Source organism: Bacteroidota bacterium (genome assembly GCA_019637975.1).
GTDB lineage: Bacteria > Bacteroidota > Ignavibacteria > UBA10030 > UBA6906 > CAADGV01.
The window spans coordinates 15,843-31,143 of the sequence record JAHBUR010000041.1; the positions used below are offsets into that span (position 1 = coordinate 15,843).

At 52.5% G+C, this 15,301-nt stretch carries 10 protein-coding genes; all 10 read right to left on the reverse strand.

Annotation, left to right across the window (positions count from 1 at the left end; all coding sequences use genetic code 11):
- Position 1: 1 nt before the first annotated feature.
- The 10 genes from KF749_16640 to KF749_16685 all read right to left on the reverse strand — a co-directional run bounded on the left by KF749_16640 (position 2) and on the right by KF749_16685 (position 15,139).
- Positions 2–913, reverse strand: a complete 912-nt coding sequence (locus tag KF749_16640; protein MBX2992781.1) for an EamA family transporter — start codon at positions 911–913, stop codon at positions 2–4.
- The gene (locus KF749_16645; GenBank protein MBX2992782.1) at positions 910–1,452 is read right to left on the reverse strand and encodes a hypothetical protein; all 543 of its coding nucleotides are present in this window, start codon (positions 1,450–1,452) and stop codon (positions 910–912) included. The genes KF749_16640 and KF749_16645 overlap by 4 nt, the downstream gene beginning before the upstream one ends.
- 128 nt (positions 1,453–1,580) lie before the next feature.
- Positions 1,581–3,281, reverse strand: a complete 1,701-nt coding sequence (locus tag KF749_16650) for a choice-of-anchor B family protein (GenBank protein ID MBX2992783.1) — start codon at positions 3,279–3,281, stop codon at positions 1,581–1,583.
- A gap of 35 nt (positions 3,282–3,316) precedes the next feature.
- Positions 3,317–5,029 carry a choice-of-anchor B family protein gene (locus KF749_16655; protein ID MBX2992784.1) on the reverse strand — a complete coding sequence of 571 codons (1,713 nt, stop codon included), beginning with the start codon at positions 5,027–5,029 and terminating at the stop codon, positions 3,317–3,319.
- Between the two features lie 41 nt (positions 5,030–5,070).
- Positions 5,071–8,334, reverse strand: a complete 3,264-nt coding sequence (locus tag KF749_16660) for a T9SS type A sorting domain-containing protein (protein MBX2992785.1) — start codon at positions 8,332–8,334, stop codon at positions 5,071–5,073.
- A 218-nt stretch (positions 8,335–8,552) separates the two neighbouring features.
- The gene (gene ggt, locus KF749_16665; protein MBX2992786.1) at positions 8,553–10,262 is read right to left on the reverse strand and encodes a gamma-glutamyltransferase; all 1,710 of its coding nucleotides are present in this window, start codon (positions 10,260–10,262) and stop codon (positions 8,553–8,555) included.
- A gap of 10 nt (positions 10,263–10,272) precedes the next feature.
- Positions 10,273–10,707, reverse strand: a complete 435-nt coding sequence (locus tag KF749_16670; GenBank protein ID MBX2992787.1) for a single-stranded DNA-binding protein — start codon at positions 10,705–10,707, stop codon at positions 10,273–10,275.
- 38 nt (positions 10,708–10,745) lie between these two features.
- Complete coding sequence (locus KF749_16675) at positions 10,746–11,621, reverse strand: NHL repeat-containing protein (protein MBX2992788.1); 876 nt, start codon at positions 11,619–11,621, stop codon at positions 10,746–10,748.
- 149 nt (positions 11,622–11,770) lie between these two features.
- A complete protein-coding gene (locus tag KF749_16680) occupies positions 11,771–12,814 on the reverse strand; it encodes a T9SS type A sorting domain-containing protein (GenBank protein MBX2992789.1) in 1,044 nt (347 codons plus the stop codon).
- 120 nt (positions 12,815–12,934) lie between these two features.
- A complete protein-coding gene (locus KF749_16685; protein ID MBX2992790.1) occupies positions 12,935–15,139 on the reverse strand; it encodes a T9SS type A sorting domain-containing protein in 2,205 nt (734 codons plus the stop codon).
- Positions 15,140–15,301 lie beyond the last annotated feature (162 nt).

Here is a 15,301-nt window from a genome sequence, read left to right on the forward strand (position 1 = left end):
ATTATTCCCGTACCGGTTGTGGTTCCGCAAGGGCGGCATTTTCCCTCCGGATCTGCAGCAGAATGATCGCAACGATAACCAGAAACGCGCCGCCGGCCTGAACTCCGCTCAGCAGTTCTCCCAAGACAACAGCCGCCGTTCCGATTGCCACAACGGGTTCCAGCGTACTTGTAATGACTGCCCTAGATGGCACGATGTACCGCAGCCCTCCCGAAAAAAGAAGATTCGGAATCAATACTGATACCATGGCAAGAATGAACAAAACTCCCCAAATTTCCGGGTCAGGACTTTGTGCAGCGACGATCCACGGCGGATTGATGAAAAGCCAGAAGAGAGAAGCAAAGGCAATGCTGTAGAATGTGACAGTCAGGACGCTGTACCGCACAAGAAGATGCCGAGTCACAATGGTGAGAATCGAGAATGTTATGATGGAGCCGATACCGGTAAACAGCCCGAGACGTGAAATGCGCATGGTGGAAAGGTCGAGACCTGTCACTGTCAGAAAACATCCGACCAGGGAGAGAATCGCCGCAATCAATTTGAGGGTTGTGAATTTCTCTTCTTTCCTCCAAACTTCATACGCCATCACGAACAGAGGCGCAGTGTATTGAATTGTGATTGCCGTCCCGACTGTACTTTCCCTGATGGTGATGTAGTATGTCAGATTGGCTCCGGCCAAGCCGACAATACCCAGCAAGGCAAACCGTCCGACATCAGAAAAACGAATTCGCAAGTGCTGTTTCGAAAACAGGAGGAGGGCGATGAACATCACAACGCACGAGAATGAAGCACGAGCCTGCGCAAGCAATACGGCACCCAATTGCTGGCTCAGGAGGAACTTTGCAAGCGTTGCGGCTGCTCCCCAGAAACACGCCGCTCCGATAATCATCAGGTACCCTTTAAGATCTTTCATGCGCTGGGCGGTGTGTCAAGCGCTTCAGCTTTTCTTCGGCAGGACTCGGCCTTTTCATATTCACCTGCCAGCTCGTACAACCGGGCAAGCCGCTTGAGGAGTTGCGAAGGGTGAACTACGTTTTGAACTCCGGTGTTCACGAATTCGATAATCGAAGACAACGGGGGAATATTGAGGTCGGGTTCGTAGCAATCGCATGCATCAAGATACGGGTCGGGCTCGGCCGGCCGGGCCTGCGCAGACTTCTGAAAATAATGAAATGCCAATTCGTAGTTGTCGTTTGTGGAAGTTGTGGCTTCAAAAATCGTGGCAAGCCAGAGGAAAATGTCGTACGCAATATCAGGAAATTCGCCGGCGAGTTTTTCACCGAACAGGCGGACTTCATCCGGGGTCAGCGAGTGGTTCCAGAAGAGTAGCCTGTAGAGTTCAATATCTTCTATCTTCTGTCCAATTGCCGCCTCAAACGCATCAAAAATCTCGTTAAAATCCTCCGAAGAAGCGAAGCAGCGCCGTATTTCCTCCCTGGTATAGGTGAGCATTGATGAGTTTCAGACGGGATTAGACTCCATCCACAATAACGAACCCTTCTCTGAAAATCAACCGTCAGAAACGAAAAACGGGCGGTCCGATGGGAACCGCCCGTTTGCCAATAACTTATGTTCGAAGCCTACCGGATGAGAATCATCCTCTTCACGTCCGACATGCCACCCGATTGAAGCCGATAGATATACACGCCGCTCGCAAGTCCGGCCGCAGTGAATGTTTGCTTGTAGAATCCGGCCGGAAGATTCTCATTGACGATTGTCGCCACTTCCTTTCCCAGAATATCATAGACCTTCAGTGATACTACTCCCGACTGCGGCAACTGAAAGTCGATCGTTGTCGAGGGATTGAAGGGATTGGGGTAGTTCTGGTCGAGGCCAAAAGCGACAGGTACGTCAGTCGCTTGTCCGACACTTGTCGGCGTTGCATAGTAAAAGCGGAATGTATCAACGCTGGCCGTTGTGTTCCACTCGTCACGGACAGTGACACTCCACGTATATTGCTGGCCGCTCTGCAATGCTGCAATGTTTGTGAACGATGCAACACTATCGATGGCACGCCATGTCGTGTCGAGTCCCGCTCCGGCAAGATGTATCTCGTACCAGTGCGGGTCCTTGTTCAAGTCGGCAGTCTTGTTCCATCGAAACTGGACGGTATTCTGGACGCGCACCGTATCATTATTTTCCGGAGCGGAAAGGTGAACGGGGAGTCTCGGCGCAAGGTCGCTGAACCGGAACACCCACAAACCGTTTTGCATATCGCTGGCAACAATCTTTCCTGAAGGAAAATACGGATACACGCCCCAAACGCCTGCATAATTCCCGGATGGTTGCGTCGATGTGTCAAATCCGCCTGCATCAAGAGGCGCAGCAGGATTGGCAAGATTGACTACCCGAACGCCCGCGGTGTACCATGCCACATACGCGTAGTCGCCTCGAATGGTGATATTGTGAACGATGTCGGAAGGGGTTGCAGTAAATGTCGCGGCCGGAGCTGAAGGAATTGCCGGAAGAGTGGTTCTGTCCCAAATCTTCAGTGTCTTGGGTGTTGTGCCGATTTCGTCCGTGGTGATGGCGTACCGCCGGTCTTTTGTTACCCAGGCATTGTGCGTTCCCGATCCGGAATACGTGATCTTGCCGATGGTTTGTATGTTTGATTTGTTTGTCGCATCCGCAATGAAGAGGCCACCGTTGCTGTACACCGCGGATGCATAGATGGTATCATCCAAAACATAACTGTCATGAACATACAACGGGCTGTACTCTCCTGCATACGTCGGATTGACCGGATCGTGACTCAACCCGAAAATGACCATCCCGCGTTGATCACGTGATCCCCAATTGGCACATCCGTTCAGATACATATAGTCGCCGTGAATGGAAATCGTATGAGCCTTTGCAGTATTTTTGGTAAGAGTGTCGGAATCAACATATGTAAATGAGTTAACCAATCGGGCAGTATCAGGAAGCTGGGAAAGGTCGATAATTTGTGTACCACCTCCTGCTTCCGACACGACATACGCGTAATGCTTGTAGGTTTTCATCTCACGCCATCCGCTTGCCGGACCGGAGACGAACGCCACCTCCTGCGGATTGTTATCGACAGTAATATCAATGATTGATGTCCCTGGCGGCCTGCCGCTGCTTCCGTTGCATGCAAGCAAGGCATATTCGCGTCCGTCAGGTGCAGTGTATCCCCAAATGGCGGAGTATCCTCCACCATTCTTGACATTCAAATGTCGCAGTGTATCGAGATGTGTCGGCTGGGCAAACGAGCCGGCGGCGAGGCATACCAAGGCCACGACGAAGAAGAAACGTGATTTCAAGGCTTTCCCTTTGTTGTTGGAAGAACAGTTTGTAACTATCGAACAATCATCATTTTCTTGTGTATCGCATTGCCGCCCGCCCGCAAGCGGTAGAGATAGACGCCGCTCGGCAGGTTGCCCGCATCGAATGATACAGATTTCACGCCGGCAGCCTGCACTTCGTTGACCAGTGTCGCTACCAACTCGCCGAGAGTCGAATACACCGCAAGTTCAACGTGTGAAGTTGCGGGAATCGAATACTCAAGCGTTGTTGCCGGATTGAACGGATTTGGATAGTTCTGAGAGAGAGTAAATGTCAACGGACTTTCAGGCGCGGGAGTTGAAGAACTTGCGGCCTTGTACACGACCTGAAACGTATCGGGACTCGAAACATCCGTAAATTCATCCCTGATCCAGATATGCCAGCGATACGTCTGCCCGTGTTGCATTGACGCGAATGGCGTGACAGTCAACGACGTGTCGCGCGTTGTGAGAAGCGTGTCGAGTCCCGGTCCCCATATATGTAATTGATAATAGTGCGGATCTTCGGCCTGATTCGCGGCCGACCTCCACCGGAAAGTCTTTGCAACACCCTGAGCGAATGTATCGCTGTTGGCGGGAGCCAGGAGGGGCGAGCGCAAACGCGGCGCGAGCCCGCTAAAGCTGAATAGATACAACCCCGTCTGCATATCCGATCCAATCCATCTCCCTGAAGGAAAATAGGGATACACTCCCCAGCAACCGTCAAACCCGCTGGCAGGGCCGGGAGCTGGGTATGAATCATAGAAGCCTGAAACGACAGGCGAAGTCGGGTTGTGCATGTCCAGCACGTACATCCCCTCTGTATAATGTGAGATGTACGCATAGTGGCCGCGGCCATGAACGTTGTGAATTTTCCGTGACGGATTCGCAGTGAATGAGGCGATAGGTGTGTATGGCGGGCCGCTTCCGAGATTCTGCATATCCCATACCTTCAGACTGGAAACGGTCGAGCCGATCTCGTCTGTTGTCAAAGCGTAGCGACCGTCAATTGTTGCCCACGCGTGATGCGTTCCGCTGCCGGTGTACGAGATCTTCCTGATGAGCTGCGGATTGGTTTTGTTGCTGATATTTACGACGTACAATCCTCCGCCGCCGTAAATGGCAGCGGCGTACAGTGTATCATTACGGACGTACGAATCGTGAATGTACATCGGCTGGTATTCGCCGACATATTCCGGGTTGGTGGGATCATTCTTGAGAGAGAAGATGATCATTCCGGACGGTGACCATCCGTTGGATCCGTTCAAATACAGATATCCGTCCGCAAGGGTCACCGTGTGAGAAGTGAGGGTGTTGCGTGAGCCGTTCACATAATTGAATTCGCGGACGAGGAGCCCAGTCGTGTCGGGAAGGCGCGAGAGATCGACAATCTGCACGCCCCGCCCGCCTTCCGAGACAATGTACGCATAGTGCCTGTACGTCTTGATCTCGCGATAGCAATACGAAGCCGTCGGGCCGGGCACAAAGGCAATCTCGCGAATCGGCGACACGTTCAGATCGATAATAGAGGTTCCGGAGTATACGCCGATAAGAGCGTACTCGCGGCCATCGGGAGAAACCCAACCCCAGCATGCCGAGTACCGTGTGCCTTGCGGCGAAAGGCCGTGAGATCGGTTCAGTGTATCAAGCAACGTTACGCCGTTCTGGGCTGAAGCTCCCGCTCCTGCAAGCAAGAGAACAAGCAACCCCAACAGCCGGCTGAGCCGGATGTTTGCACACTCCATCATGCAAAACCTCCAATAGTATGAGAAAGAACCTCCGCTGTAACTCAGCGGACAAGCACAAGTTTCCTGGTGGCAGAAAACGAACCCGATTGTATCCTGTAAAAATAAACACCGCTCGCCAAACCACCGGCATTGAATTCGACTGTATAGCCCCCGGCATTCAATGGCTCGCTCACAAGCGTGGCAACTTCCTTTCCGAGAAGATCATACACCTTGAGCGATACAAAACTCAAAGTCGGAATGCCAAATTTGATGGTCGTTGCCGGATTGAACGGGTTTGGATAATTCTGCTCGAGAGAGAATGTTGCCGGTATCGTCGAACCGGATTCCTGCACGCTGACTCGTATTGTGTCTGTTCCACCGAACTGGAGATAGCGCGCCGCAAATTCCTGCAAGTACTGGTTGGTGATGTTTCCGTCACGAACAATTACGGTATTCTCGTTGTTCGAATTCTCTGCAGAGTTCGACCAGTTATGCGAACCTGTGACCGTGACTGCATTCCAGTTGGGGTTCTCCGCATCGATAATGACATACTTGTGATGTAGTAAACCCGATACGCCGGTCTTCAATCTCACATCAATCCCGTTGTTCACCAGGAACCCGAACTGTGACCCGGTGTCCGAATCGGAGTCGAGATTGCCGCGCACTTTCTTTCCGGCCAATTTCCGGTTGACAAGCGCTGTTGCAAGGTCGTTCCGGGTTACCAGCAGAAGCTGAAATCCGACGGAATGTTCAGCGTTGCTGATTTCATTGATGATTTTTGACGTTGTGCGGTCGCTCGGACTAAAGTACACCTCAACCGCCTTCCCTCCAACAATAAACCGGTGAGGAGTGTTGTCAAGTTTCCTGGCGCCGAACCGTGATGCTGCGGCATTCGGTACTTCGGTATCGCTTCCCCACATCTCATTGAACTCCATCGTGAAGGCATTCGAAATCGCCTGATCCTGAAACTCGATTGCATTCTGGAAATCGGCATTTGTGCCCGGATCCGTCGGGTTCCACGAGCCCGTCCACACCCACACACTTTCGGCTGCTCCGCCCCGCCCGTCGAACACGAAGAACTTGTTGTGATGCAGGCCGAACCCGTTGTTAACCGGATCGAACCTGTCTGTAATAAGCGGAATTCCGTTCGCCACAATAAAATTGTACGCCGCCGAATTTCTTGTGTCATCCTCGCAAACCACTCTCACCCTAACTCCCCTGTTCTTCGCCCCGACCAGCGCGCTGGCAATATCGTTGCCGGGTGTTCCGCTCAGACTGTATAGCGCGGCGTCAATCGAACGTTGCGCGGTATTGATGCGCGTGATAAGCCGTTGCGCGAGATTCTGGTTTTGATTCGCCGGCTGGAACCAGGCAAGACTCGTGTTCGCACTCTTCGAGAAATATGCATTGATTTCTCCTGTGGATTGTGCTGGAGACGCCGTGCTTGCAATCAATGTCGTTGCCGTACTGGTATCCGAGGAAACCGAGAACGCCTGAATGTAATACACGGTTGCCGGAAGCAACCCTGTAATCTGAACACTGTGTTGTGTCGTTGGCGTGGTCGTTCCGATTACGCCCAGCTCGAAGGAGGAAGTTCTTCCGTACCTCACATACGACGAGCCGTTATACGCGGTTTCCCATTCAATGGTCAGACTGTTGGGTTGGATGTTCGTTTCGACCGGGAATGTTGCGATAATGGGGCCGGAAAACAATATGTCTGTTGTGAACCGCGGCATCAGTTGGTATCCGCCGATGAACGGCGGCGTTTGCTTGAACTGTCCCACGACTCCTATTACATCAAATACTCCGCCGGGAATGGGCGTTCCAACAATATTCGTATTATTATCAATCCTGATCTCGGTTGTTCCGGTCGGGTCGATCAGGGGATAGTTAGTGTTTGCCCCCCACACTCCTGAGCCTGTTACTGTTGCAGCGTTGACTCGAACGAGCCGCCCTTCATACTCCTCGACGCCGCCAATCCCGTCATTGGCAATCTGGCTCGCCGTGACCAGTACCGGCGTGACAACGTTGCCAATACTGACGATTGAATGCAGGCGGGGATTGACGATTTCAAACAACCCGGAGAACGGTTGTACAATTCCTGACACAATCACCTCATCGCCGATACCGACCACAGTGGAAAACTGGGATCCGAAAATTGCCATGCCGCCCGAATTGTCCTGAATATACGATGGCCCGCCAAACTCATTCGCCACCGTCACAACACCTCTGACGGTTATGAGTTGATTGAGATTAAGCGGTACGCCGAGCGAGTCGTTCACTTTCACTTCCGCAATCGGCATCGGAAGGCCGAATACTACAACCCTCGGTATAGGATTGACAGTCGCAAAAGAAAATTCTCTTGATTGAACGACGAACGGATAGATGGCCGTGCTTTCAGGCGAGGTGATGTTGGCGATTGTTACAACTGTTGAATCGGCCGAGAACACTACATTGCTGAACGAAATCGTATCGCCAATTACTGTATCGGCAGCCGTCATATTTGTGAATGAAACATCAGAACGGTTCCGCGACCAGTTGAATGCAGGGGGAATAACAATCCGGAGTCCATTAACCGTAACCTGAGTATTTCTCCGGTAGATCACCTGCATCGAGCCCGTCGTTCCGCCATTGAGTGTGTCGGGCAGAACCGAGGCGCTTCCTGTGCCGTCTCCCGGCAGTTGCCCTGACTGGACGAGAATATTGTCGACACGAAGCTGCGGACGCGTATTGCCGCCCGTAACATAGTAATACTTCCATCGCAATTGAACCACGGGCTGATTGTTCACTGCGGCAGGAAGCAGCGTCGGGCCGAAATCCTGGCTGTGCCCGGCGGGCGCGGTTGATGTGTATTCGACAGGTCCGGGAACATCGGTGAAGGTGCCGCTTGTTCCAACTCGATACTGCAATCGGATTCGATATTCACGAGTCGTCGCGTCAATAGCAACTGTGCCGCCTGTCCATGAAACATAAATATTCGAAACACCCGTTGTATTCAGCGCGAGTACAGCCGCGCCGAGTGTTCCATCCGTCCCGATATTCCGCCACGAAAAGCCGTCGGCACCCAGGCCGTTCATGCGGCTTCCTGACGTTCCGTTGTATGCGCCGACATAATCGGCATTCGGTTCGGCAGCCAAGCCGGGGTCCTGCGAGGGGCCACGGTGAAACCTCATGTTGACCGGGTATGTTGTGGCGGGATTCGAGGCATCCCACGCTGTAAAGGAATAGGTGCCGCTCGAAAGCGTATGCGGTGCAGGATTGGTTTGAGCATTTGACAAGCTGACAACGAAACAAAGACACAGCAACAGATAGAACGACAATCTCATCACCACTCTCTTCTGATTAATGTCAAGAATATGTTGCAGAAAGGCAGAAATGCACGCGGGGCCAACACGCAACAACAGGGAAACCCTCACGAATGACGAATTGATGGAATTGCTGCAAAGAACCACCCCCAACAATTTGCGTTACTGACACTGATGAGCGAACGATGGTAGCAGTACATCAGAGGGACACCTGAAGATACCCATTACGCACGTGAGTATCAATAGCCGATTGCAACCCCTTCTTCGCGAGGGTCGGCTCCGCCGAGAAACATACGAGTTACCGGATCGATCATGATGGCGTGAGCACGGGCGTTGAACGTCGTAGTATGCTCCAGCGTGTACCCCATTCGCCGGAGGTTCTCCATCACATCGAACGGAAGCCCGTTCGTTTCGTAGAAAATTCTGTCGGGCACCCACTGATGGTGGATGCGCGGAGATTCCACAGCGTCCTGAATGTTCAACCCGAAGTCAATCACATTGATGATGATATTTGCAACAGCCGTTGTGATCCTGCTTCCGCCTCTTCCTCCAACCGTAAAGATCGGCCTGCCGTCTTTCAGCACGACAGTCGGAGTCATCGAACTGAGCATTCGCTTTGTCGGCGCAATGGCGTTCGCCTCCGCACCCGTAAGTCCGTACATATTCGGAGCGCCGGGCTTCACGGAAAAATCATCCATCTCATTATTCAGAAAGAAGCCCGCCCCGCCAACCGCAGTCTTGCATCCGAACAAGCCGTTCAGCGTCGTCGTTACAGAGACAATATTCCCGAAGCTGTCCGCCACGCAGAAATGAGTCGTGTTGCTGTGCCCCAAATCGGCAGATGTGGCGGGAAGAATACTCGAACTGACAACCGCCTGCAACGTGTCAATTGATTCACTTCGCGTGAGAGCATACTCCTTTGAGATGAGCTGGGACACGGGCATGCTCACAAAATCGGGGTCACCGAGAAATTCCGAACGGTCTGCGTACGCGCGTTGCGCTGCCGCAGAGAACAGGTGAATCGTTTCAGAGGAATTCTGCCCTCTGCGCTTCAGATCGAATCGCTCGAGCATGTTGAGCATTTGCAAAAGTACAACTCCGCCAGCGGAAGGGGGTGAAGCAGTAATGATATTGTACCCGCGATACGAGCCGAGCAGCGGCTCCCGCTCTACCGGATGATAGTTACGAAGATCATGCTCCGAGATGATACCGCCGTGTCGTTGCATCTCGGCAACAATCAACTCGGCAATGTAGCCCCTGTAGAAGCCGTCCACCCCGAACGCGCTAATGTTGCGCAATGTGTTTGCCAAATCGGGTTGCCGAAAGATTTCACCCTTTTCGTAGGGAATTCCCTTCTTCGTAAAGGTACTCATAGTCGAGGGAAAGGCCGAGAATTCCTTCATACTTTGTTTCAAGCTTTCCACAAATCGCTCGGAAAGTGGAAACCCTTTGACCGCAGCTTCAATCGCGGGGGCAATGACTCGTTGGCGGGAGAACGTGCCGTACTTTTCCAGCGCGTGCAGATAGCCGGCAACGGTTCCGGGCACACCGGCAGCAAGGGGCCCGAGTTCGCTTTTCATCGGAATGACGTTCCCGTTGTTGTCCAGATACATGTTGCGCGACGCCTTTGCCGGAGCCTTCTCGCGGAAGTCGATCATCGTCGAGGTTCCGTTCGCAAGGCGGATGAGCATGAACCCGCCTCCACCGATATTCCCTGCTTCCGGGTATGTTACCGCAAGTGTGAAGCCAACGGCGATGGCAGCATCGATGGCGTTGCCGCCGTTCTTGAGAATCTCTGCGCCAGCCAGCGTTGCAAGCGATTCGGCCGAAACCACCATTCCGTTTTTTGCACTTACAGGTTTCCGCCACGACGCGCAAAGCGTTCCCGACTGAATCAGGAACGCTGCAGCAAGAATGATACTAGTGAGAGAAACGTGTCTTCGGTTCATGCGAATGGAATCAGAAAGGAAGATCATCCTCCGGCGCAGCGGGAATCGTCGGCTCGGCCGGCGTCTGAGCTGCACCCGAATTCTCCGAAGCGGCAGCACGGCCACCACCACCACCATCAAGCATAATCATGTTGTCGGCGACGATTTCGGTGATATACCGCTTCTGGCCTGTATTCTTGTCGTCGTAGCTGCGGTTTTGAATGCGGCCTTCGATATAAACCCGTTTTCCTTTCTTCAACCACTCGCCGCAAATTTCGGCAAGCTTCCGCCACGCAACGATGTTGTGCCACTCTGTGCGTTCCTGCGTGTTCCCTTCCTGATCCTTCCACGAGTCGCTTGTTGCAAGACTGAATGTTGCGACGGCAATTCCACTCGTCGTGTAGCGAAGTTCCGGGTCTTTTCCCAGATTGCCGATCAGCATTACTTTGTTCAGACTTTTTGCCATGACTATCCTCCGTATGAGTTGGTGTGTTTTCTACTTTGTCATTTCTCAAAATGCATCTCACGCGGGTCGGGAATTGTCATTATCCCTTGCGATGTGAGAAAATACAATGTTCCCCTGCTTATCACAAACGCCCGGATTTCGGGAGTAGCATCGCTGAACAGTGTTGCAAGCGGCATATCGAAAGCGAATCTGTTCCCGCGATCGAAGACGTACAGTTTTGTTCCTTCAAGAATAACAATCCCCGCTTCATCTGCAAAGATCATGACATCTGTCGAGAAAAGACCTTCGCCGAGGTTCAGGATGAAATTGCCGAAATTATCGAATACGACTACCCGATTACCATCCCTCACATAGATGTTATCGTCAGGCCCGATCTCGAGCTGTGTCGGCGCCCGCAATCTTCCCTTTCCCGCATCAAATCCGCCGAATGTCCGTTCGACTTTGCTGAGGCCGGTGATTTTCAGGATGCGGGAGTTTTCGCTGTCGCAGATAAACAAATCGCCCAACCGCGAAACAGCTACATCTGTCGGATATCCGAATCGTTCATCGGGATCGGATCGTTCACGGGTTGAGAATGAGGAGATGAACGCAAGATTGCGATCGAACCGCTGAATGCGATGGTTGCCGTAATCCGCAACAAACACATCAATACCGTTTCTCGCCCACACGCCGGAAGGGTGATCGAACTGGCCTTCGTTCCAGCCCGTTCCGCCTGTTTCCTTCTCAAAAACTCTCTCGCGGGAATATTGCCGCAGGACGTTCCTCTCCCCGTCGGCCACGATGATTCTGCCGTTGATATCAACGTCAAAACGAGTACCTGTAAGTATCGATTTGTCGGATCGTTGCGATTGAACTGCACTACAGGAGACGAACAGCGCAAACAACAGCAGTGAGGAAAACCGGAAGCGAGTCATAACGCCTGCAAAAAAGGAGAAAAGCTTGGGATAAAGAAACGATTTGGCTCTGACAAATGCAAGCCCGCAACGGGCAGAGATGGGTCCGGAAACAACAAATGGCGCGGGGTGACAACCCGCGCCAAGTCCTGTCGCATGATTCCGATATTCTACCTCACAAGCAGCATCTTTTTCATGCTTCGAAAATGAGTCGCGCCATCCGAACCGATAGCTTCAATCCGACAGAGATAGACACCCGTTGCTGCATCCGACCCATGCTGATTGCGTCCGTCCCATACCGCGGTATGGTATCCGGCAGGCTTCGTCTGGTCAACCAATGTCGCCATCTCCTGACCGAGGAGATTGTAGATTTTCAGAGTTACCAACGCAGAGTTCGGCAGCGCATATTGAATCGTTGTTGCCGGGTTGAAGGGATTGGGATAGTTCTGAGATAGGTCAAATGACTTCGGCACATCGGAGCCGTTACCTTCCGGGGTGGATTGTATGGGCGGGGGGCGAAAGTCAAAATCATCTATGTACATTTCATGCTTGGGCGCAAAACCATAGAAATTGGTGGCCTCAAGACGCAGCGGACTTGTACCACCCGATGCCCCCAGAGTCCACCGCCAACTGCGTATCACATCGTCGTTAACACTAAACCGCGCCGAATCAATACCAAGATTCACATCGATTTTCACAGAATGCCAGACATTTTGAGTGTAGCCGAAATGCGTTGGGGTCGAGGTACCTGCAAACAGTCTGCCTTGACCGGTGGAATCGAAGTACACTTCCATCGCCCAATTGAAAATCCCCGGGGGAGAAAAAGTTGCCAAGGTATTGAAGTAACCCCTCTTCCCCGTTGGAACAAGAAACTTGAATCTGATTGTCGACAACGGCCACTGGTAAAACTGTGAGTATCGAATGACCAAGTCGTTGTGTTGACTGATCACAACCGACTTTGTGCCGCTGTATGCATATGCCCCAGAGATCATCGGATCTTCAAGACTGTCGCACGGAATGAGACTCCACGTAGTCCAGTTCGTAGGATTCTGACAGGCGAGACGCTGACCGATGTTATAGCTTTCGAAGTTATCAGAGTACTGATAGATTGTGGTATCCGGACCGAACGCGTGGGAAGTTGTTACGAAGACCAGACAAGCAATCAACGCCAAGACAGTCCGAATCGGGTGAGACGGGTAGAAAGTGAGAGACATGACCACCTCCGGTATATCTTTGAACCAAGGTAGCTCTAATTCGGAATTGATTCAAACAGAAAATACAAAAACAAGCAGGAACATGGAGAACGCCATGTCCCTGCCTTGTTTTCGTCAGAATCATCTCACAAGCAACATCTTTTTCATGCTCGTGAAACGAGCCCCGCCGTCCGAACTGACCGCCTCAATGCGATAGAAGTAAACACCCGTTGCCGCTTGAGCCCCATCCGTATTCCGGCCATTCCATAATGCAGTATGATACCCGGCTGTCTGTAACCCTCTCACCAGCGTTGCTACCTCCTGCCCCAAGAGATTGTAGATTTTGAGATATACGGAAGCCGCAGCTGGCAGCGCGTACCGGATTGTCGTCGTCGGGTTGAATGGATTGGGATAGTTCTGATACAGAGCAAACGACTCCGGCACCGTTCCGGGATTTCCACCAACACTAACTCCCGAGAGACTGGCGGAAATGATAGTTGCGTCGGTTCCCGCTGCCCAGATTCTGTTTGCGATGATGTCGAAATCAAAGAGAGTCTTGCCCGACGCCAGAATTCTTGTCGCCCGTGTCCACGTTGTGCCGCCATCGGTTGTGCGGAAGATGGAGCCGAGACTTCCGCTTGCCCACCCGTTCTGAAGGTCGGTGAAATAGATGCGATAAAGAATGCCGGTGGTCCCGATCGTTTGCGGCGACCAGCTGAGTCCGCCGTTTGTTGTGCGGCGAATCGTGCCCGCCGAACCGCTTACATACCCTGTGTCACGATCGTACCACCAGCTCGAATACACGGTTGTCGTTCCGCCGATGCCGATTGAACTCCATAATGCCCCGCCATCGGTCGTCTTGAAGACGCGACCCGAACCGCCCACCGTCACGGCATATTGTGCATCGATTACGAAGATATGATAGATGGCTGACGCGCCGTGACCGCTGGTTTGCGGAGTCCACGTTGCGCCACCGTTTGTTGTTTTGGCAAGGAAGCCTGCGCTTCCGCATACATATCCTGTCTGGCTATCGAGGAACTTCACGCTATACCAGATACTCGTGGCAACACCGATGCCGAGCGAGAGTTGGTTGAACGTTGCTCCGCCATCTGTCGTTTTCCACATTCCCGAAGGGCCTTGGGTTGCGATATAGCCGGTGTCCGCATCAATCCAATACTGACTGTAAATGCGGGAGCGAGGGTTGAACGGGAGGAGCGACCAGTTGGCTCCGCCGTCGGTTGTTTTCATGATCACACCAAGACTATCGGCAGCAACTAAACTCCCTCCGACAGCGTACCCTGTCGTTGCGTTGAGAAACTGAATCCCCCTCAACTCCTGGCGGACAACGGAATTCGTGTGACCGGTCCACGTTGTTCCCCAAGTCGTGCTGCTGGCTATAGACCCGCCGACGCCACCCACGAGAATTGTCGTTGTGCCCGTTGCCCCTGCCGCTCTGCCGAGAACGCCGGACATTCCCAACCCGAAGACATTTGAGTTATACCCGATGTTCGTCGGAGTCCAAGTCACCCCGCTGTTGGTCGTAACATACACATCGCCGCTGGCACCTGCTGCAACACCTTCGAGAGAATTGATAAACTTGATTTCGTAGAATGAGCCCGTTCCGAAAGTTCCTTGCAGATCGAACGTGGTGCCGCCATTCGTCGTTCTGTAGATTTGATACAACGAATTCGTAACCCAGCCTGTGTCGGGATTGATAAAGAAGATGCCGCGGGTGGTTCCCCCACCGGTATAGCCGGGTACATTGTTCCACGTCTGGCCGGCATCCGTTGACCGCAAAAGCCTGCCGACGGTTGCAGACGACGTGCCGATGTATGCCGTCATTGCATTGACGTAATGAACTTTGTAGATGAGTGTCGATGTGGCAAGATTGAACGGCGTCCACGTCGTACCGCCGTTCGTTGTTCTCAGAATCGTGCTTGAAGCGCCGACGGCAAGTCCGGTATCAGCGTTGAAGAAATCGAGATACCAGAGTTGCGCCGACGTGCCGGAATTTTGGTATTGCCACGTTACTCCGCCATCGGTCGTCTTCATGATGGTGCCGTTCGTGGTGCAAAAGTAGCCGATGTTATCATCTACAAACATCGATTCGTAGATATCGCTGCCGAGTGTTTCGGGATAGGCCACAGTCCACGTTGTGCCATTGTTCGTGGAACGTGCGACTGTTGAGCCATCACCTGTTAAAACCCACGTTCCCGAGGGAAGGATTATCGCGTCATTCAGATTATTTCCCACAGGAGTCGGGTGCTGCCATTGGAATGTTTGGGCAGCAACGGGATCGAGGGAAAAAAGGAAGAGAGCACAAGCACAAGTTAGAAACTGCTTCATTATCTGTAACTCCTTTCAATAAAATGAATTAAGACCGCAGCCGGAAAACAGCATGGCGCAGGAGGTTCTCTCCTGCGCCATTGTGAGAACTGCATACAGCGTCCCTACTTCACCAGCAACATCTTCTTGAGATTGGTGAAAGGAGCCGAGCCGTCGGAGGCT

What these genes read in the sequence shown, in the direction of transcription:
- KF749_16640 (MBX2992781.1), bottom strand. Translation starts at nt 913, where the DNA reads ATGAAAGATCTTAAAGGGTACCTGATGATTATCGGAGCGGCGTGTTTC.
- KF749_16645 (MBX2992782.1), bottom strand. Translation starts at nt 1,452, where the DNA reads ATGCTCACCTATACCAGGGAGGAAATACGGCGCTGCTTCGCTTCTTCG.
- KF749_16655 (MBX2992784.1), bottom strand. Translation starts at nt 5,029, where the DNA reads ATGATGGAGTGTGCAAACATCCGGCTCAGCCGGCTGTTGGGGTTGCTT.
- KF749_16660 (MBX2992785.1), bottom strand. Translation starts at nt 8,334, where the DNA reads ATGAGATTGTCGTTCTATCTGTTGCTGTGTCTTTGTTTCGTTGTCAGC.
- ggt (MBX2992786.1), bottom strand. Translation starts at nt 10,262, where the DNA reads ATGAACCGAAGACACGTTTCTCTCACTAGTATCATTCTTGCTGCAGCG.
- KF749_16670 (MBX2992787.1), bottom strand. Translation starts at nt 10,707, where the DNA reads ATGGCAAAAAGTCTGAACAAAGTAATGCTGATCGGCAATCTGGGAAAA.
- KF749_16675 (MBX2992788.1), bottom strand. Translation starts at nt 11,621, where the DNA reads ATGACTCGCTTCCGGTTTTCCTCACTGCTGTTGTTTGCGCTGTTCGTC.
- KF749_16680 (MBX2992789.1), bottom strand. Translation starts at nt 12,814, where the DNA reads ATGTCTCTCACTTTCTACCCGTCTCACCCGATTCGGACTGTCTTGGCG.
- KF749_16685 (MBX2992790.1), bottom strand. Translation starts at nt 15,139, where the DNA reads ATGAAGCAGTTTCTAACTTGTGCTTGTGCTCTCTTCCTTTTTTCCCTC.